This is a genomic window from Micromonospora saelicesensis, assembly GCF_900091575.1.
Classification (GTDB): Bacteria; Actinomycetota; Actinomycetes; order Mycobacteriales; family Micromonosporaceae; genus Micromonospora; species Micromonospora saelicesensis.
This window is the reverse complement of sequence record NZ_FMCR01000003.1, coordinates 967,204-985,848: the sequence shown is the minus strand read 5'-3', so window position 1 is coordinate 985,848 and position 18,645 is coordinate 967,204. Positions and strand designations below refer to the sequence as shown.

Annotated in this window: 16 protein-coding genes; 4 read left to right on the top strand and 12 right to left on the bottom strand. The window is 71.2% G+C overall.

Annotation, left to right across the window (positions count from 1 at the left end; translation table 11 throughout):
* Positions 1-96: 96 nt before the first annotated feature.
* The 3 genes from GA0070561_RS17525 to GA0070561_RS17515 form a co-directional block, all read right to left on the bottom strand.
* The gene (locus tag GA0070561_RS17525) at positions 97-1,038 is read right to left on the bottom strand and encodes an acyl-ACP desaturase (RefSeq protein WP_181541362.1); all 942 of its coding nucleotides are present in this window, start codon (positions 1,036-1,038) and stop codon (positions 97-99) included.
* Between the two features lie 71 nt (positions 1,039-1,109).
* Positions 1,110-2,438: a histidine--tRNA ligase gene (gene hisS / locus GA0070561_RS17520; RefSeq protein ID WP_091401836.1), complete on the bottom strand. Its 1,329-nt coding sequence runs from the start codon at positions 2,436-2,438 to the stop codon at positions 1,110-1,112.
* A gap of 73 nt (positions 2,439-2,511) precedes the next feature.
* Positions 2,512-3,222: an MBL fold metallo-hydrolase gene (locus GA0070561_RS17515; protein ID WP_091401834.1), complete on the bottom strand. Its 711-nt coding sequence runs from the start codon at positions 3,220-3,222 to the stop codon at positions 2,512-2,514.
* A 270-nt stretch (positions 3,223-3,492) separates the two neighbouring features.
* On the opposite strand from GA0070561_RS17515, the gene GA0070561_RS17510 reads away from it, so the two are divergent.
* Together GA0070561_RS17510 and GA0070561_RS17505 are read left to right on the top strand one after the other, a co-directional pair.
* A complete protein-coding gene (locus tag GA0070561_RS17510; RefSeq protein ID WP_091401832.1) occupies positions 3,493-4,377 on the top strand; it encodes a peptidylprolyl isomerase in 885 nt (294 codons plus the stop codon).
* A 59-nt stretch (positions 4,378-4,436) separates the two neighbouring features.
* Positions 4,437-5,279 carry a peptidylprolyl isomerase gene (locus GA0070561_RS17505; RefSeq protein ID WP_091401831.1) on the top strand — a complete coding sequence of 281 codons (843 nt, stop codon included), beginning with the start codon at positions 4,437-4,439 and terminating at the stop codon, positions 5,277-5,279.
* A gap of 96 nt (positions 5,280-5,375) precedes the next feature.
* On the opposite strand, the gene GA0070561_RS17500 is transcribed toward GA0070561_RS17505, so the two are convergent.
* From GA0070561_RS17500 to ruvC, 8 genes are all read right to left on the bottom strand, one after another.
* Entirely contained in the window at positions 5,376-7,898 is a 2,523-nt protein-coding gene (locus GA0070561_RS17500) for a RelA/SpoT family protein (RefSeq protein ID WP_091401829.1), read from the bottom strand.
* 197 nt (positions 7,899-8,095) lie between these two features.
* On the bottom strand, positions 8,096-8,662 hold the full coding sequence (locus GA0070561_RS17495; protein WP_091401827.1) for an adenine phosphoribosyltransferase: 567 nt from the start codon (positions 8,660-8,662) through the stop codon (positions 8,096-8,098).
* A 78-nt stretch (positions 8,663-8,740) separates the two neighbouring features.
* Complete coding sequence (gene secF / locus GA0070561_RS17490; protein WP_091401825.1) at positions 8,741-9,940, bottom strand: protein translocase subunit SecF; 1,200 nt, start codon at positions 9,938-9,940, stop codon at positions 8,741-8,743.
* Between the two features lies 1 nt (position 9,941).
* On the bottom strand, positions 9,942-11,861 hold the full coding sequence (gene secD, locus GA0070561_RS17485) for a protein translocase subunit SecD (RefSeq protein ID WP_208603786.1): 1,920 nt from the start codon (positions 11,859-11,861) through the stop codon (positions 9,942-9,944).
* A gap of 278 nt (positions 11,862-12,139) precedes the next feature.
* Positions 12,140-12,499, bottom strand: a complete 360-nt coding sequence (gene yajC / locus GA0070561_RS17480) for a preprotein translocase subunit YajC (protein WP_091401822.1) — start codon at positions 12,497-12,499, stop codon at positions 12,140-12,142.
* 122 nt (positions 12,500-12,621) lie between these two features.
* Positions 12,622-13,689, bottom strand: a complete 1,068-nt coding sequence (gene ruvB / locus GA0070561_RS17475; protein ID WP_091401820.1) for a Holliday junction branch migration DNA helicase RuvB — start codon at positions 13,687-13,689, stop codon at positions 12,622-12,624.
* Between the two features lie 88 nt (positions 13,690-13,777).
* Positions 13,778-14,380 (bottom strand): Holliday junction branch migration protein RuvA, encoded by a 603-nt coding sequence (gene ruvA / locus GA0070561_RS17470; protein ID WP_091401818.1) that lies wholly within the window; start codon positions 14,378-14,380, stop codon positions 13,778-13,780.
* Positions 14,377-14,904: a crossover junction endodeoxyribonuclease RuvC gene (ruvC, locus tag GA0070561_RS17465; protein WP_091401816.1), complete on the bottom strand. Its 528-nt coding sequence runs from the start codon at positions 14,902-14,904 to the stop codon at positions 14,377-14,379. Before ruvC ends, ruvA begins: the two co-directional genes overlap by 4 nt.
* A 360-nt stretch (positions 14,905-15,264) precedes the next feature.
* Between ruvC and GA0070561_RS17460 the strand changes: the two genes are divergently transcribed.
* Together GA0070561_RS17460 and GA0070561_RS17455 are read left to right on the top strand one after the other, a co-directional pair.
* The gene (locus GA0070561_RS17460; RefSeq protein WP_091401815.1) at positions 15,265-16,047 is read left to right on the top strand and encodes a 3-hydroxybutyrate dehydrogenase; all 783 of its coding nucleotides are present in this window, start codon (positions 15,265-15,267) and stop codon (positions 16,045-16,047) included.
* Between the two features lie 14 nt (positions 16,048-16,061).
* Complete coding sequence (locus tag GA0070561_RS17455) at positions 16,062-17,981, top strand: helix-turn-helix domain-containing protein (RefSeq protein ID WP_091401813.1); 1,920 nt, start codon at positions 16,062-16,064, stop codon at positions 17,979-17,981.
* 46 nt (positions 17,982-18,027) lie between these two features.
* On the opposite strand, the gene GA0070561_RS17450 is transcribed toward GA0070561_RS17455, so the two are convergent.
* Positions 18,028-18,636: a TetR/AcrR family transcriptional regulator gene (locus GA0070561_RS17450; protein ID WP_091401810.1), complete on the bottom strand. Its 609-nt coding sequence runs from the start codon at positions 18,634-18,636 to the stop codon at positions 18,028-18,030.
* Between the last annotated feature and the right edge of the window lie 9 nt (positions 18,637-18,645).

The following is an 18,645-nucleotide window of genomic DNA, read 5'->3' as shown; positions in this document are numbered from 1 at the left end:
TTGGGTCGATCATGAAGTTATTGCCCCGACACGCCGTCGCGAGTGGCAATAACTTCATGATCAACCAGGGCTGGTGGGGGGGTGGGGGTGGGGGGTTTAGCGTTGGGCTAGGCGGGCGGCTCGGGCGTCGCGCTTCTCCTCGAAGCGGCTCGCGGCACGGTCCAGGTCCTCCAGCTGGGCGGCGAGCTGCTCGCGGGCTGCCTCGCCGTCGGCGTTGAGGCCGGTCACGTTGAAGACGTCCCACTGACGCAGGACCGGCTGCAGCACCTCGTCGCGGTGCTGGCGCAGGTCGTAGATGCCGGCCAGGGCGATCGCCACCGACTTGCGGGCGAACCCGTCGATGCCGCTGCCCGGCATCTGGAAGTCGGCCACCACGTCGGCGACGGCCCGCATGGCCTGGCTCGGAGCCAGCTCGAACGCGGCCGCGAGCAGGTTGCGGTAGAAGACCATGTGCAGGTTCTCGTCGGCGGCCACCCGGGCCAGCAGCGCCTCGCAGGTGGGGTCGCCGGTGGCCTTGCCCGTGTTGCGGTGCGAGATCCGGGTGGCCAGCTCCTGGAACGAGACGTACGCCAGCGAGTGCAGCACCTCGTCGCCGTGGGCGTTGGTGTAGCCCTCCGACATGTGGGTCATCCGGGCCCGCTCCAACGCCACCGGGTCGACCGCCCGGCTGACAGTCAGGTAGTCGCGGATCGCGACGCCGTGCCGACCCTCCTCGGCGGTCCAGCGGTGCACCCAGGTGCCCCACGCGCCGTCACGACCGAACAGGGTGGCGATCTCGTGGTGGTACGAGGGCAGGTTGTCCTCGGTCAGCAGGTTCACGATCAGCGCCGTGCGGGCCACGTCCGGGATGGTGGAGTCGGTCGGTGACCACGCCTCGCCGCCGAGCGGCCCGTCGAAGGTCCGCCCTTCGCTCCACGGCACGTACTCGTGCGGGAACCACTCCTTGGCGAGCGAGAGGTGGCGGTCCAGGTTGCGTGCGACAACCGGCTCCAACTCGACGAGCAGCGCGGTCTGGCTCACTGTGGTGCTGACGGTCACGAGAAACTCCCTACGGTGGCGTAACTTACGCTACCGTAGGTCCCCGCGGCCGTCAGCGCCAGTGGGGACACTCAACCGACAGTGGGCTTGAGGTCCGCCAGGGGTGGCATCCACTCCCCCGCACCGGCCGTGACCTGCTCACCGGAGCGGATGTCCTTCACCTCGTCCGGCGCTCCCTCGGCACCGGGGAACCAGACGTACGGGATGCCCCGCCGCTCGGCGTAGCGGATCTGCTTGCCGAACTTCGCCGCGCTCGGCGACACCTCGGTCGGCACCCCGCGCCGCCGCAGCGCCTCGGCCACCCGGTTGCTGGCCGTACGGTGCTCCTCGCTGGTCACCGCGACGAGCACGGCGGTCGGCACCTCCCGCGAGACCGACAGCTCCCCCGCGCCGAAGAGCAGACCGAGCAGCCGGGTCACGCCGATCGAGATCCCCACCCCGGGGTACGAGACGGTGCCGGCGCTGGCCAGGTTGTCGTACCGGCCGCCGGAGCAGATCGAGCCGAAGCGCTCGTAGCCGCGCAGCTGGGTCTCGTAGACGGTGCCCGTGTAGTAATCCAGACCACGGGCGATGCGCAGGTCCGCCACGCAGAGGCCGGGCGAGTGCTCGGCGGCGGTGTCCACCACCCGGACCAGCTCCTCGATGCCCTCGTCGAGCAGCGGGTCGCTCACCCCGAGCGCTCGGACGGCGTCGGCGAACGAGGCGTCCGGGGCGGAGATCTCGGCCAGCGCCAGGCACGCCTTGGCCTGCGCCTCGCTCGCCCCGGCGGTCTGGGCCAGCAGCTCGGTCACCTTCACCGGGCCGATCTTGTCGAGCTTGTCGATCGCCCGCAGCGCGGCCTCGGGGTCGGTCAGCCCGATGCCCCGGTAGAAGCCCTCGGAGATCTTGCGGTTGTTGACCTGGATCGTCACCGGTGGGATCGGCAGCGAGCGCAGCGCGTCCCCGATGACCAGCGGCATCTCCGCCTCGTGGTGCGCGGCCAAGGTGTCCCGGTCGACGATGTCGATGTCGGCCTGGACGAACTCCCGGTAGCGGCCCTCCTGCGGCCGCTCGCCCCGCCACACCTTCTGGATCTGGTAGCGGCGGAACGGGAAGCTCAGCTTGCCGGCGTTCTCCAACACGTACCGGGCGAACGGCACGGTCAGGTCGAAGTGCAGGCCGAGCTGGTCGTCACCACCGGCACCCTCGGCGTCGGCGTGCAGCCGCCGGATCACGTAGACCTCCTTCGAGGTCTCGCCCTTGCGCAGCAGCTGGTCCAGCGGCTCCACGGCGCGGGTCTCCAGCGGCGCGAAGCCGTACAGCTCGAAGGTGGCCCGGATCTTGTCGAGCACGAACTGCTCGATCATCCGCTGGCCGGGAGTCCACTCCGGGAAGCCGGAGATGGGCGTGGGCTTGCTCATCGGCGTACTCCTTGCGGTTCCGCGCCGGTGGCGCGGTGGTGTCGTGGGTCCGCGCGCGGCGCGGACAGAAGATCTAGAGGCCCCGGGTGGGAGCGGCCGGCGACGTGCCAGCCACCTCGATGAGGTACGGGTTGCTGGCGCGCTCACGGCCGATGGTGGTGCTGGGGCCGTGGCCGGGCAGCACGACGGTGTCGTCGGCCAGCGGAAGAATCTTGTCGCGCAGGCTGGTGAGCATGGCCGGCATGCTCCCGCCCGGCAGGTCGGTGCGGCCGATCGACCCGGCGAAGAGGACGTCACCGGAGAGGCACAGCTCGTCAGCCTCCCAGCTCGACCCGGCGCCCGGCAGCCGGAACAGCACCGACCCGCCGGTATGGCCCGGTGCATGGTCGACGGCGATCTCCAGGCCGGCGAGCGTGAGGGTGGCGCCGTCGGTCAACTCCGCCACGTCGTCCGGCTCGGTGTAGCTCAGCCGGCCGCCGAAGAGCGACGTCAGGTCGGTCGAGAGGCCCTTGGACGGGTCGGCCAGCATCTCCCGGTCACCGGGGTGCACGTACGCGGTGATGCCGCGCGCGCCGCAGACCGGCGCGACCGAGAAGGTGTGGTCGAGGTGGCCGTGGGTGAGCAGCACGGCGGCCGGATGCAGGCGGTGCTCGGCGAGCAGCGCGTCGAGCTGGTCGAGCACCCCGATGCCGGGGTCGACCACCACGCACTGCTCCCCCGGCGCGGTGGCAACCACGTAGCAGTTGGTGCCGAAGGCGTCCGCGGGAAAGCCGGCCACGAGCACGGGCGCTGTCCTTTCCGTCGAGCAGCTGTCGTCCTGCACAGCAGCCTATCGGGCGGGCCGAGCGAGTTTGCCGCGTCCGTCCCACCGGCCCCGTAGGGCACAGTGACAACCTCCGATAAGCGCTGCTCGGGACGGGGTGGACCTCGTACACCACATTCCCAGTCACTAGCCGTACACTCTGGCGGGCGTGTGGCGCGGCACACGTGACGCTCGGACGGGTCGGGGCGACCGGCCGCCGGCGACGACCAGGTAGAGGAAAGGGGAGCACGGGTGGCTTCCAGCAGGGACCGGCAGCGCAAACTGGCGCGGGCCAAGCTCGACCGGCAGTTGGCTCGCCGGGCCGCCTCGACGCGGCGCCGACGGCAGATCCAGGCCGGAGTTGGCGCCGCTCTGATCCTCGTGTTGGTAGTGGCCGGCTCAGCCTGGGCGCTCGGGGCGTTCGACTCCGACCCGAAGCAGAACACGGCCGCTGAGGAGACCTGCCTCTGGACGCCGCAGGACGCGACGGCCAACACCAACCTCAAGGACGTCGGCACGCCGGCCACCAAGGATCTACCCACCGACGGCACCCGGGCGATGACCGTGACCACCAACCAGGGCGCGCCGATCACCGCGGAACTGAACCTGACCAACTCCCCGTGCGCGGCCGCGAGCATCGCCCACCTGGCGAGCCGGTCGTTCTACGACAACACCAAGTGCCACGAGATCACCGCCGAGGGCGCGCTGCGCTGCGGCGACCCCAGCGGCACGGGTCTTGGTGGGCCGACCTACTCGTTCTACGACGAGGAGTTGCCGACCGTGCCGTCGGCGTCGCCGTCGGCCAGTCCGGCCCCCGGCCAGCCGCCGACGTACCCGAAGGGCACGGTGACCATGGTCTCCAACCCGCCGGGCAGCAACGGCAGCCAGTTCCTGATCTTCTTCAAGGACTTCACCACCGCCGACCCGAAGTACCCGGTCATCGGCCGGGTGACCGGCGGGCTGGACGTGGTGGAGAAGATCGGCGCCCTCCCGACCGTGGACAATGGGACCGGGGCGAAGGTCAAGCCCAGCACCGATGTGACGATCCAGAGCCTCACGGTCGGTGAGCCGGTCACCGGTGCGGCACCGGCTCCCTCGGCCTCCGGCACCCCGGCCAGCAGCCCGAGCGCCGGCTGACCGGGCGCCACCACCCACCCAAGCGGCACCCAGCAGCAGACAGCCAGGAGGATCCAGGCGTGACGTCCACCAGAGAGCGGCAGCGCGCGGCGGCACGCGCCCGGCTCGAGAAGGAGATGGCCGAGCGCGCGGCCAAGGCCCGCAAGCGCCGGCAGACGACGGCGATCGTCAGCGCGGCTGCCGCGCTGGTGCTCGTGGTCGCCGGCACCGTCTGGCTGGCGGTGAGCCTCGGCGGCGACGACGACAACAAGAGCGACACCGCCGCGCCGGCGGCGGGCGCAGCCGAGTGCGCGTACACCGCGCTGCCCACCGAGCAGCGCCCCCCGCAGATCAAGGACGTGGGGGTGCCGAGCAACGAGCAGTCCGCCAAGGGCGTCCAGACCATGACGCTCGACACCAACCTCGGCCCGATCACCGCCAAGGTCGACCGGTCGCTGGTGCCGTGCACGGCGGGCAGCTTCACCTACCTCGCGGAGAAGAACTTCTTCGACAACACCAAGTGCCACCGAATGGTGACCGAGGGCATCAAGGTGTTGCAGTGCGGTGACCCCAGCGCCACCGGCAACGGCTGGCGCCCCACCGACGGCCAGGGCGGCCCGAGCTACCGCCTGCCCGAGGAGAACCTGCCCACCGACAAGCGCCCGCCGTACCCGGAGGGTGTCATCGCGATGGCCAACTCCGGCCAGCCGGGCAGCACCGGCAGCCAGTTCTTCATCGTCTACGGCGACTCGCCGCTGGACGCGACGTACACGGTGCTCGGCACCGTCACCGGCGGTCTGGACATCGTCAAGGACGTGGCCAAGGCCGGCGACGACGGTGCCTTCGCCCCGCAGCCCGGTGGTGGGCACCCGAAGAAGGAGCTCATCATCAAGGACCTCACGATGAGCAACCCGCAGGGCTGACCCCCGCGCGCACGACGAAGCGCCCGCCGGCTGAGCCGGCGGGCGCTGTCGTGTTCTCGGGGTACGCGTCGAGCTGCGGAACTGATCCCGTGGGCGTCAGGCGCCGGAGGTGACCCGGTAGGCGTCGAAGACGCCGTCGACCTTGCGGACCGTGGCCAGCAGGTGGCCCAGGTGCTTCGGGTCGGCCATCTCGAAGCTGAACCGGCTCACCGCCACCCGGTCGCGGGTGGTGGTGACGGTCGCGGAGAGGATGTTGACCCGCTCGTCGGAGAGCACCCGGGTGACGTCGGCCAGCAGCTTGTGCCGGTCCAGAGCCTCGACCTGGATGGCGACCAGGAACGTCGACGCGGAGGTGAGCTTCCAGCTCACCTCGACGACCCGCTCGCTCTGCGCGCGGAGGTCCTCGGCGTTGGCGCAGTCGTCGCGGTGCACGCTCACCCCGCCGGAGCGGGTGACGAAGCCGAACACCGAGTCCGGTGGGACCGGTGTGCAGCACCGGGCCAGCTTGATCCAGACGTCGCTGACGCCCCGGACCACCACGCCCGGGTCGCTGCTGCTCTGCCGGCTGCGCGGCGGCCGGGTGGCGACGGCGGTCTCGGCGATGTCCTCCGCCGCGCCCTCCTCGCCGCCGTACGCGGCCATCAGCTTCTGCACCACCGACTGCGCGGAGACCTGGCTGTCGCCGACCGCCGCGTAGAGCGAGGCCACGTCGGCCAGGTGCAGGTCCCGGGCGATCGACATGAGCGCGTCGGAGGTGAGCATCCGCTGCAGGGGCATGCCCTGCTTGCGCATCGCCTTGACGATCGCGTCCTTGCCGGCCTCGATCGCCTCCTCGCGGCGCTCCTTGTTGAAGTACTGCCGGATCTTCGTCCGGGCGCGCGGGCTCTTGACGAAGCCCAGCCAGTCCTGCGTCGGGCCGGCCGTCTCGGACTTCGACGTGAAGATCTCGATCACGTCGCCGTTGGACAGCGTCGACTCGAGGGGCACCAGCTTGCCGTTGACCCGCGCCCCGATGCACTTGTGCCCGACCTCGGTGTGCACCGCGTACGCGAAGTCCACAGGCGTCGACCCGGTCGGCAGCGGGATGACGTCACCCTTCGGGGTGAAGACGTACACCTCCTGGCTGGACAGGTCGAAGCGCAGCGCGTCCAGGAACTCGCTCGGGTCGGCCGCCTCACGCTGCCAGTCGAGCAACTGCCGCAGCCAGGTCATCTCGTCGATGTGCGCCGGCGGGCCGACGATCTGGGTGCCCTTGTGCTCCTTGTACTTCCAGTGCGCGGCGATGCCGAACTCCGCGGTGCGGTGCATCGCGTACGTCCGGATCTGCATCTCCACCGGCTTGCCGGTAGGCCCGATGACCGTCGTGTGCAACGACTGGTACATGTTGAACTTGGGCATGGCGATGTAGTCCTTGAACCGGCCCGGCACCGGCTGCCAGTTGGCGTGGATCACACCCAACGCCGCGTAGCAGTCCCGAACCGTGTCGACCAGGATGCGCACACCGACCAGGTCGTAGATGTCGTTGAAGTCGCGACCCCGGACGATCATCTTCTGGTAGATCGAGTAGAGGTGCTTCGGCCGTCCGGTGGTCTCCGCCTTGATCTTGGCGGCCTTCAGGTCGGTGCCGACCTTCTGCGTCACCTGCCGCAGCAGCGACTCGCGCTGCGGCTGGTGCTCCCCGATCAGCCGGTTGATCTCCTCGTAGCGCTTCGGGAACAGCGTGCCGAAGGACAGATCCTCCAGCTCCCACTTGATCGTGTTCATACCGAGCCGGTGCGCCAGCGGCGCCAGGATCTCCAGCGTCTCCTTGGCCTTCTGCTCCTGCTTGGGGCGGGGCAGGAAGGTCAGGGTGCGCATGTTGTGCAGCCGGTCGGCCAGCTTGATCACCAGCACCCGCGGGTCCTTGGCCATGGCCACGACCATCTTGCGGATCGTCTCGGCCTTGGCCGCGTCGCCCAGCTTGACCTTGTCGAGCTTGGTGACGCCGTCGACCAGCAGGGCGACCTCGCCACCGAAGTCGGCGCGCATCTGGTCGAGGGTGTACTCGGTGTCCTCGATGGTGTCGTGCAGCAGCGCGGCGACCAGCGTGGTGGTGTCCATCCCCAGGTTGCCGAGGATCGTCGCCACCGCGAGCGGGTGGGTGATGTAGGGGTCACCGGACTTGCGGTACTGCCCGGAGTGCCACCGCGCGGCCGTGTCGAAGGCGCGCTGGAGCAGTCGGGCGTCCGCCTTGGGGTGGTTGTCCCGGTGGCTGGCGATGAGCGGCTCCAGCACCTCGCTGACCTGCGAGGTCTGCCAGGGCGCGTTGAACCGGGCCAGCCGGGCCCGGACCCGCCGACCGGTGGGCGCGTTGGACAGCCCGAAGCCACCGCTGGGCGACGGGTCGATGCCGGCGTCGGTCGGGAACGGCACCACGACGCCATCGGCGCCAGGGGACGCCTCGACGCTCGGCGGGCCGCTGGTCGGACGCACCGCGCTCTCGCCGGCAGCCCGGCCGGAGCCGTTGCCGGTGCCCGTCACCCGGGCCGGCGCGTCGCCTGTCCGGTCGGTCACCGAGCCGTCAGCGTCGCCTGTCGGGTGCACCGTGCCCTCCGCCGGAGGGACGACATCGTGGGACACCGGCCTCCTCACCGCTCGCCGGAAACACGCCGGCCGAAGATCGGCCGACCTGGTCTCGCTCGCCGGACGGGATACCGCCGGCGTCAGCAAAGGGCAATGCTACCCGCACGGACGGTCCCCTGCCGCTCCGCCGGACGGTCGGCGCCGGGTCCGTCCGACGGGTCCGGGATCAAACGGTCAGCGGAGCACCGACCGGCTCAAACGGTCAACAGGGCGTGCACGGGACGCGGCGCCAGTCGCTCGCGCCCACCCAGGAAGCCGAGCTCCAGCAGCACGGTGAAGCCGCTGACGGTGCCGCCGGCCCGCTCGACCAGGTCCAGCGTCGCCTCGGCGGTGCCACCGGTGGCCAGCACGTCGTCGACCACCAGCACCCGGTGCCCGGCGGTGAAGGCGTCCTCGTGAACTTCGAGGGTGGCTTCGCCGTACTCCAGCGCGTAGGAGACCGAGTGCGCCGGGCGGGGCAGCTTGCCGGCCTTGCGCACCGGCACCACGCCCACCCCGGTCGCGTACGCGATGGCGGCCGCGACGACGAACCCGCGTGCCTCGATGCCGACCACCACGTCGAAGGCGTCCCGCCCGTGGTACGCGACGATCCCGTCGATCACCTCACGGAAGACCTTGCCGTCGGCGAACAGTGGCATCAGGTCCTTGAACATGACGCCGGGCTTGGGGAAGTCGGGCACGTCCAGCACCCGGCTGGCGACCAGTCGGGCGACCTCCGGGCCACTGTCCCCGCGCGCTGCGGTGCTGTGGGTCTCCGTCACGGCTGTTTCGCTCTCCTTCGACGACGAACGGCGTCCGGCAACAGCATGCCGGACGCCGTTCGGGTGTTTCCTGTCGGGTCAGCGCCGCTTGGCGCCACCCGGCCGGTTGCCGCCGCCACCCGGGCGACCGCCCCGGGCACCGGTGGGCCGCTTGCCCGCCGGCCGAGCGCCCACCTTGGGGGCGGCACCAGCCAGCGCGGCGGCGTCCTGGTCGACCGGCTCGTCGGTCGCGTCGGCCTGGGCCACCGGGCTCGCGGCAGCACCCTTACCGGTGACCTCGCCGCGGGCGACCGCGCCCCGCCGGGTCAGGACGCGCTTGTTGTGCGCCTGGATCCGCGGGTCGTAGTTCTTCAACAGCGCCAGCAGCGGGGTGGCCACCAGGATGGAGGTCAGGAACGCCACCGCCATACCGACGAACAGCACCAGACCGAGGTCCTTCAGCGTGCCGGCGCCGAGCAGGCCGGCACCGATGAAGAGCAGACCACCGACCGGCAGCAGGGCGACCACCGAGGTGTTCAGGGACCGCATCAGGCTCTGGTTGATGGCCAGGTTGGACGCCTCGCCGTACGTCTGGTTGTTGTTGGCGGTGATGCCCCGGGTGTTCTCCTGGACCTTGTCGAAGACCACCACCACGTCGTAGAGCGCGAAGCCCAGGATGGTGAGGAAGCCGATGATCGTCGACGGGGTGACCTCGAAGCCGACCAGCGAGTAGATGCCGGCGGTGAGGATCAGGTTCGTGATCAGCGAGGCGACCGCGGCCACGGCCATCCGCCACTCGAAGCGCAGGATCAGGTAGACCATCACCAGCGCGATGAAGATGACCAGACCGAGCACGGCCCGCTCGGTCACCTGGCTGCCCCACGCCTCGCTGACCTGGTTGTCGCTGATCTGGTCGGCGCTGATGCCGAGGTCCTCGGCGATCTGGGCCTTGACCGCGGTGGCCTGCTCGGCGGTGAGCTGCGGCGTGCGCAGCTCGTAGGAGTCGCCACCCGGGCCGCCGACCTTCTGCGTGGTGGCCACCGTGACGCCGGTGTTCTCCGCGGCGAGGGCAGAGTTGACCTCCCGCTCGGCGTCGTCCAGGGTGCCGACGCTGGCCGGCACCTGGAACGAGTTGCCGCCGGCGAACTCGATGCCCAGGCTGAACCCACGGATCGAGAAGCTGAGGATCGCGATCAGGACCAGGACCCCGGCGACGCCGAACCAGAGCTTGCGCCGACCGACGATGTTGAGACCGGCCTCGCCGTTGTAGAGGCGGCTCGCCAGACCGTTTTCAGCCATCTCAGGCCTCCTTGGCGCGCGGGTTGCGGGGCTGAGTCGGCTGGTTGCGGGCCGGCAGTGCCCGGCCCAGACCGCTGACCCGCGGGGACAGGAACGCCCGGGTCCGGGCGAACATCGTCATGATCGGGTGCCGGAACAGGAAGACCACGACCAGGTCCAGCACGGTGGCCAGGCCGAGCGCGAACGCGAAGCCCTTGACCGTGCCGACCGAGACCACGTAGAGCACCACAGCGGAGAGCAGGGTGATCGCGTTGGCCGAGATGATCGTCCGACGGGCCCGGATCCAGGCGCGAGGCACCGCGCTACGCGGGCTGCGCCCCTCCCGGATCTCGTCTTTCAGTCGTTCGAAGTAGATGACGAACGAGTCCGCCGCCACACCGAGCGAGACGATCATTCCGGCGATGCCGGCGAGGGTGAGCGTGAAGCCGATCTGCCGGCCGAGCACCACCAGCGCGCCGAAGACCAGCAGCGCGGAGAGGATGAGGCTCAGGAAGATCACCGAGCCGAGCAGCCGGTAGTAGAAGAACGCGTAGATGATGACCAGCAGCATGCCGATGCCGGCCGCGAGCAGACCGGCGCGCAGGTGGCTGGCACCCAGCGTGGCGGTGACGTTCTGCGCCTCCTGCTGCTCGAAGGTCACCGGCAGCGCGCCGTAGCGGAGCTGACCGGCGAGGGTGCTGGCGTCCTTCTGGGTGAAGGTGCCGGTGATCTGGGAGTTGCCGGTCAGCACGCCCTGGATCTCCGGGGAAGAGACGATCTTGTTGTCCAGCACGACGGCCACCCGGCACTTGCCGTCCTGACCCAACGCGGTCGCGTCGCAGGCCTGGCCCTCGTTGTTGAACGCCTCACGGGTCAGCGAGGTCCACTTGCCCTGGCCGTCGCCGGTGAAGTCCAGGCTGACCACCCAGGAGTTGGTCTGGTCGAGCACCGCGTCGGCGTCGGACACGTCGGTGCCCAGCACCTTGGCCTGGTCGAGCAGGTACTTCGACGCGCCGTCCTCGCAGGAGACCACCTGCTGCTTCGCGTCGGAGATCGACGCCGGGGGGCGCTGGTCGAGCTGCGCGCAGCCGATCGTCGGCACGTTGAACTGCATCTGCGCCGGCAGCACCGCGACCTCCTGCGGAGACAGCGTGCCGAACGGCTTGAGCTTCTCGGCCAGCGACGGGTCGGCGGTCAGATCGGCCGGGGCCTGCAACCCGTTGGCCGCCTGCCACGCGGCGGCGCCGACCTTCTGCTCGACGGCCTTGCGCTGCTCCTCGACGCTGGCCGGCACCGGCTCGGCGCTGGCGCTGGGCGCGGCGGCGCTCGGCGAGGCCGTGGCGGACGCGGAGGCGGTCGGCGTGGCGCTGGGCGACGCCGGGGCCATTCCGCCCTGACCGCCGCTGGGCGACGAGGTCACCTTCGGCGAGGCGCTGCCCGTCGGGGTCGGGGTCGCGGCGCCGGACGGGGTCGCGCTGCCGGTCGGGGCGGCGCTACCGGACGGGGCCGGCGTGGCGGCGGGCGGCGCCTCGGCCACCCCGCTGCCGGAAGCGGCCTTGAGCACCTTGCGGAAGCGCAGCTCAGCCGCTTCGCCCACGTCGTCGAGATTCCGGTTCTCACCGGGCAGGGAGATGACGATGTTGCGGTTGCCCTCGGTGACCACCTCGGCCTCGGCCACGCCGAACGCGTTGACCCGGCTCTCGATGATCTCGCGGGCCTCCTCGAGGTTCTCCGCCGTCGGGGGCTTGCCGTCGACGCTGTTGGTCGCCTCCAGTGTCACCCGCGTGCCGCCGATGAGGTCCAGGCCGAGCTTGGGCTCGAGCCGGTCCTTCCAGCTGCCGCTGGCGCCAGCGAAGAACACCAAAAGATAGAGGACCACGAAGATGAACCCGAGCACGGCGAGCTGCCGCCCGGGGCGCATCTGTCCCTGAGGTGGTGCCACGGCTGTCCTGTCTCCCTGTACGGTCGCGCCGCTGTCGCAGCGGCGGCGGTGTCGGGCCGGGGGTCCTGCCCGACGGGGTCTGCCTTGAGCCGACGGAATGCCGGCACGAGGACCGGGCACCCCGGCGCGGAACGCCGACGGTCACGGGAACGTGCCGACGCCCGGCGTCGACCCAACTATCCAGTTTTCACGTCTCGCCCGCTGCCCCGTTCGGGCGCGACGACCCGGAAGCCGGCCGACCGGCCGCACGCCGGACTCGCCGCTCCCGAGGGGAGGGGTCAGTCCTTGGCGGTGGTGTCCGCGTCCTCGGTGACCGGCTCGCTCGGCAGCTCCGCGCGAGTGACCACCCGCGCGATGGCCGGGCGGGCGTAGCGGGTCTGCACGCCCGGTGCGACCTCGATCAGGACAGTGTCGTCCTCGATGCCGGTGACCGTGCCGTAGAGCCCACCGATGGTCACGACCTCGTCGCCGGGGCCGAGGTTGGACTGCATCGCCTCCGCCTCTTTGCGGCGCTTCTGCTGGGGCCGGATCATCATGAAGTACATGACGCCAAAGAGCAGGGCGATCATCAGGATCGGCGTGAAACTGCCGGCCCCGCCACCCGCTGCTGCCAAATGCACGGTTACTGACCTTCCCATTGGCCACCCCTCCTGCACCGTGGGTGCCGGAGCGGAGGCGGATTCTCACGTCCTGTACAGACCGCGGCGAAGTCTAAACCCTGCACCTGAGAACGCCGAATGCGGCACAGATCACGTTCACATCACGGCTGATCGGCATCCAAGGAGAACAAGTCGGGCACAGGTGGACTATCCGCACCAAATGTACCATTCGGCGGCGTGCGCCCCAGATGCCGCCAGGCGGCCTCGGTCGCCACCCGCCCCCTGGGCGTACGGGCCAACAGCCCGGCCCGCACCAGGAACGGCTCGCAGACCTCCTCGACCGTGTCCGGCTGCTCCCCCACTGCCACGGCGAGGGTGGACAACCCGACCGGGCCGCCCCGGAACGAGTCGACCAACGCGGTCAACACCGCACGGTCCAGCCGGTCCAGGCCGAGCGCGTCCACGTCGTACACGATCAGGGCCGCACGGGCGGTGTCGAGATCGACCACCCCGTCCGCCCGGACCTCCGCGTAGTCGCGGACCCGGCGCAGCAGCCGGTTGGCGATCCGCGGCGTGCCCCGGGACCGACCGGCGATCTCGGTCGCGCCCTCCGGCGTGATCGGCACCCCCAGGATCCGCGCCGAACGGTGCAGCAACGTCTCCAGATCCGCCGGGGCGTAGAAGTCGAGGTGCGCGACGAAGCCGAACCGGTCCCGCATCGGCCCGGTCAACAGGCCCGAGCGGGTCGTCGCGCCAACCAGGGTGAACGGTTCGACGTCCAGCGGGATCGCCGTCGCCCCGGGCCCCTTGCCGACCACCACGTCGACCCGGAAGTCCTCCATCGCGCTGTAGAGCAGCTCCTCGGCCGGCCGCGCGATCCGATGGATCTCGTCGATGAAGAGGACGTCGCCCTCGGCGAGGCTGGTCAGGATCGCGGCCAGATCACCGGAACGCTCGATCGCCGGGCCGCTGGTCACCCGGATGCCCGCGCCCAGCTCGGCGGCGACGATGTTGGCCAGACTCGTCTTGCCCAACCCGGGTGGGCCGGAGAGCAGGATGTGATCCGGCGGCGACCCCCGCCGCATGGCGCCCTGCAACAACAGGTCGAGCTGGTCGCGTACCCGGTCCTGTGCGATGAACTCGGCCAGCCGCCTCGGCCGTACCGTGGCCTCCGCGTCCCGATCGGCGTCACTGACGTACGCCGAGACGAGCCCCTCGGTCTCGCTCATCGTGCCCTCTTCATTCGCGACTGCGGGGCTCGCAAACCCGGCTCACTCCTCGCGCTCATCGTGCCCTCCGCCCGTTGCGGCCGGGCGGTCATCGGGTACGACCGAGCAGTCGGATGGCCTGCTTGAGCAGGACCGGCACCGGCGGGGTCTCACCCTCGATCGACTCCGCCACCGCGGCCACCGCCTGGTCGGCCTGACCGGCCGTCCAACCCAGCCCCACCAACGCCTGGCGGACCTGGTCGGGCCAGCTGCCGCGGGTCACCCCGGCCACCCCGTCGGCGCCGATCGGCACCGGGCCGATCCGGTCACGTAGCTCCAGCACCAGACGTTCCGCGCCCTTCTTGCCAATCCCGGGTACGCGGGTCAGGGCGGCCGTGTCGGCGTTGGCGATCGCCTTGCGGACCGCGTCGGGGGTGTGCACCGCCAGCACCGCCTGGGCCAGTCGCGGGCCGACCCCACTGGCGGTCTGGAGCAGCTCGAACAGGGACTTGGCATCGTCGTCGGCGAAGCCGTAGAGGGTCAGCGAGTCTTCCCGCACGATCAAGCTGGTGGCGAGCCGGGCGACCTGGCCGACCCGCAGCTCCGCGAGGGTTCCCGGGGCGCAGTGCACGGCGAGCCCGACCCCGCCGACCTCGATCACGGCCTGGTCCGGACCCGTCGCGGTCACCGTGCCGCGCACGCTGGCGATCATCGTGCTCCTCCTCGTCGTGCCCGGTCGGCCGCGGCGGCGATCTTGGATCGGGTCCCGCCGCGCCACACGTGGCAGATGGCCAGAGCCAGCGCGTCGGCGGCGTCCGCCGGCTTCGGCGGCTCGGCCAGTCGCAACAGCCGGGTCACCATGGCGGTCATCTGCGCCTTGTCGGCCTGACCGGACCCGGTCACGGCGGCCTTCACCTCGCTCGGGGTGTACGTCTGCACCGGCAGCCCGGCCCGCGCCCCGGCCAACACGGCGATCCCGCTGGCCTGCGCGGTGCCCATCACCGTACGAACGTTGTGCTGGCTGAACACCCGCTCGACGGCAACGCTCTCCGGTTGATGCTCGGCGACCAGCTTGTTCAGCGACCGGTCCAGGTGCAACAGGCGCAACGCCAGATCGTCGGCCGGGTCGGTGTAGACCACGTAGTAGGCGACCAGGGTGCAGGGCCGGCCGGGCACACCCTCGACCACGCCCACCCCACACCGGGTCAACCCCGGGTCCACACCCAGCACGCGCACGCCGCCCCCTCCCCAGCCGTCAGCAGTACGTGTGTTCGACACCCTAACGGGCGCCCTTCCCACCAGCCCCACGGGACACGCCCTCCGCACCCCGCACCCCGCACCCCGCCCTGCACTCAGCCCTTCGCCGTGGCCCGGCCGTCAAGGTCACGCTCGATCCTGGATGTAGTGGCAACGGCGAGCCGGGATGCCACTACATCCAGGATGTTGCGCGATCTTGCGGCGCCGAAGTGAGGCGCGGCGGGGCGGGCGCGTGGCGGGGGCGCGTGGCGGGGGCGGGTGGGGCCACACAGCTTTGGTACGGAGTATGTGTCGCTGGCCCATGTGCCGGGGAGCACACAGCTCGTAACTTCTTGCGCCATGACGGCAGAACCCGTGGTGGTCCCCCACGTCGTACAGGTCGACCTCTCCGGTCGGACCGCCCTGGTCACCGGGGGCGGCGGCGGCATCGGGCGGGCGTGTGCCCTGCGGCTGGGCGCGGCCGGCGCCAAGGTGCTCGTGGTGGACCGCAACCTGGAGGCGGCCAAGGCGGTGGCCGCCGAGGCCGGTGGTCGGGCCGAGGGCGTGGACCTGTCCGACGCCGCGGCGGTGGATTCACTCGACGTGGACGTGGACATCGTGGTGAACAACGCCGGGCTCCAGCACGTCGCGCCGTTGCAGGACTTTCCCGTGGAGCGGTTCGAGTACATCCAGCGGGTGATGGTGGAGGCGCCGTTCCTGCTGATCCGCCGGGCGCTGCCGCACATGTACGCGCGGGGCTGGGGGCGGATCGTCAACATCTCTTCGGTGCACGGGTTGCGCGCCTCCCCGTACAAGGCGGCCTACGTCTCGGCCAAGCACGCCCTGGAGGGGCTGTCGAAGGTGGTCGCGTTGGAGGGCGCCGCGCACGGGGTCACCGCCAACTGCATCAACCCGGCGTACGTGCGTACCGCGCTGGTGGAGAGCCAGATCGCCGACCAGGCGGCCAGTCACGGCATCGACGAGACCGAGGTGATCGAGAAGATCATGCTGGCCCGGGCCGCGATCAAACGGTTGATCGAGCCGGAGGAGGTGGCCGAGCTGCTGGCGTACCTCTGCTCGCCGCCGGCGGCGTTCATCACCGGGGCGTCGATCGCCCTCGACGGGGGCTGGACGGCCAACTAGTGGGGCTGAGCACAATGTCGACCATGTCTTCGCCGGTGGAGTTCCTGGAGCTGCTCGCCCGAGAGGCCGCGGCGGTCGAGTTCGAGGGACCGCTGGTGGCCGCGCGGGCCGCCGGGCTGCCGCCGGACGGGCTGGCCGAGCTGGAGCAGGCCAAGTCGGTGGCGTTGCGGGTCCGCGCGCTGCTGGAGCGTCGCCGCCGCCGGGAGAGCGAGCTGTCCGGCCTGTACGACACGGTCAGCGACCTGGCTGGGCTGCGCGATCTGGACGACGTGTTGCGGGCGATCGTGCACCGGGCCCGTCATCTGCTCGGCGCGGACGTGGCGTACATGACGCTCAACGACGACGAACGTGGCGACACCTACATGCGGGTGACCGACGGGTCGGTCTCGGCCCGCTTCCAGCGGCTGCGCCTGCCGATGGGTGCCGGTCTCGGTGGCCTGGTGGCCCAGTCCGGCGCCCCGTACGTCACCGCCAACTACGGCGAGGACGCGCGCTTCCACCACACCGGCGAGATCGACGCCGGGGTGGGCGAGGAGGGTCTGGTGGCGATCCTGGGGGTGCCGCTGCGGCTCGGTTCGACCTCGATCGGGGTGCTCTACGCGGCCAACCGTTCGGCCCGGCCGTTCGTCCGGGAGGAGGTGGCGCTACTGGTGTCGCTGGCCGCGCACGCCGCGGTGGCGATCGACACCGCCCGGCTGCTGACCGAGACCCGTTCGGCGTTGGCCGAGTTGTCGGCGGCGAACACCACCATCCGGGCGCACAGCAGCTCGGTGGAGCGGGCCGCGGCGGCACACGACCGGATGACCGCGCTGGTGCTGCGCGGCGGCGGTGTGGAGGACGTGGCGGCTGCCGTGACCGAGGTGCTGGGTGGCGCGCTGCTGGCGCTGGACGCCGAGGGCCGCCTGCTGGCCCGGGTGGGTGAGATCGAGGAGCCGGACCGCGCGGACATCGTCGAGGCGGTGGCCGCGTCCCGGACCGAGGGCCGCAGCGTACGGCGGGGTCCGCTCTGGTACGCGGCGGTGGTGGCCGGCGCGGAGAACCTGGGCGCCCTGGTGCTGCGCCCGGACGACGAGTTGGTCGACGCCGACCAGCGCATCCTGGAGCGGGCCGCGTTGGTGACCGCGCTGCTGCTGCTGTTCCGCCGGACGGTCGCGGAGGCGGAGGGGCGGGTGCGTGGCGAGTTGCTGGACGACCTGATCGCCCGCCCGCTGCGCGACACGGACGCGCTGCGCAGTAGGGCCCGTCGGCTCGGCGTGGACCTGGACGCCCCGCACGTGCTGGTGGCGGTGGGCGACGACGCGATCGCGGCGACCGGCTCGGCTCGGCAGCGGGTGCTCTCCTGGGCCACCACGTACGCCTCGGCGCGCGGCGGTCTGGCCGCGGCGCGCGACGGCCGGGTGGTGCTGATGCTGCCGGGGTTGGACGCGGGCGGCAGCGCCCGCGCGGTGGCCCGGGACCTGTCCCGGGTGACCGGCCGACCGGTGACCGCCGGGGCGAGTGGCCCGTCGAACACACCGGCGGCGCTGGCCGGGACGTTCCAGGAGGCGGACCGGTGCCTGACGGCGCTGGGCGCGCTGGGTCGCGCCGGGCAGGGCGCGAGCACCGTGGAGTTGGGCTTCGTCGGGTTGTTGCTGGGCACGGTCGGTGACCGGGGTGAGAAGGACGTGACCCAGTTCCTCAGCGCCACCGTCGGGCCGGTGATCGACTACGACGCCCGGCGGGGCACGGCTCTGGTGAAGACGCTGGAGGCGTACTTCGGGGTGGGTGGCAGCCTGGCCCGGGCCGCCGAGCAACTGCACGTGCACGTCAACACGGTGACCCAACGGTTGGAGCGGGTCGGGCAGTTGCTCGGCGTCGACTGGCAGCGGCCCGAGCGGGCGCTGGAGGTGCAGCTCGCGCTGCGGCTGCACCGACTACGCGCACCGGCCGGCTGACCGCCGCCGGCCGGCGGCACGAACGCCGCCGACCGAACGCTCAGCGTCAGCGGGCCCGGATGCCCTCCAGCACGGCGTCGACGACCCGTTCCGGCAGGGCCTGCTCGTCCAGGTCCGGGTTCCACTGGAGCACCCGCTGGATCAGCATCGGCCCGGTGAGCAGCGCCATCGTCACCTCGACGTCGATGTCGGCGCGCAGCACGCCCTCGTCGATGCCGCGCCGCAGCACCTCGCGCATCAGCTGCCGCCGGGGCGAGATGATGCTCTGGTAGAGCTGGAACTGGTCGGCGCTGCGATTCACGGCGGGTGCCAGACAGGGCATGATCTTGGCCGCTCGTGGGTCGACGTTCTTGCCGATCGCGCCGACCAGCAGCACCAGGTCGTCGCGGACGGAGTGGCCCGCCGGCTGGGCCAGGACGCCCTTGAGGCGGCGCAACGCGTCCAGCAGCAACGCGTCCTTGCCGGCCCAGCGGCGGTAGATGGTGGCCTTGCCGACCCCGGCGCGGGTGGCGATCGCCTCGATCGAGAGCGCCTCGATGGTGCTGCCCTCGGCGAGCAGGTCGAGGGTGGCCTCGATGATCGCCTCGTCGGCGCGGATGCTCCGCGGTCGACCGGGCGACCGCGGAGCATCGGCAGTGGACGTCATGTCCGCCATTCTCCCCGA

Excerpts from the sequence above, each read along its gene's own strand:
- yajC (WP_091401822.1), bottom strand. The coding sequence starts at position 12,499 with ATGGGAAGGTCAGTAACCGTGCATTTGGCAGCAGCGGGTGGCGGGGCC.
- ruvB (WP_091401820.1), bottom strand. The coding sequence starts at position 13,689 with ATGAGCGAGACCGAGGGGCTCGTCTCGGCGTACGTCAGTGACGCCGAT.
- GA0070561_RS17450 (WP_091401810.1), bottom strand. The coding sequence starts at position 18,636 with ATGGCGGACATGACGTCCACTGCCGATGCTCCGCGGTCGCCCGGTCGA.
- secF (WP_091401825.1), bottom strand. The coding sequence starts at position 9,940 with ATGGCTGAAAACGGTCTGGCGAGCCGCCTCTACAACGGCGAGGCCGGT.
- ruvA (WP_091401818.1), bottom strand. The coding sequence starts at position 14,380 with ATGATCGCCAGCGTGCGCGGCACGGTGACCGCGACGGGTCCGGACCAG.
- hisS (WP_091401836.1), bottom strand. The coding sequence starts at position 2,438 with ATGAGCAAGCCCACGCCCATCTCCGGCTTCCCGGAGTGGACTCCCGGC.
- GA0070561_RS17455 (WP_091401813.1), top strand. The coding sequence starts at position 16,062 with ATGTCGACCATGTCTTCGCCGGTGGAGTTCCTGGAGCTGCTCGCCCGA.
- GA0070561_RS17460 (WP_091401815.1), top strand. The coding sequence starts at position 15,265 with ATGACGGCAGAACCCGTGGTGGTCCCCCACGTCGTACAGGTCGACCTC.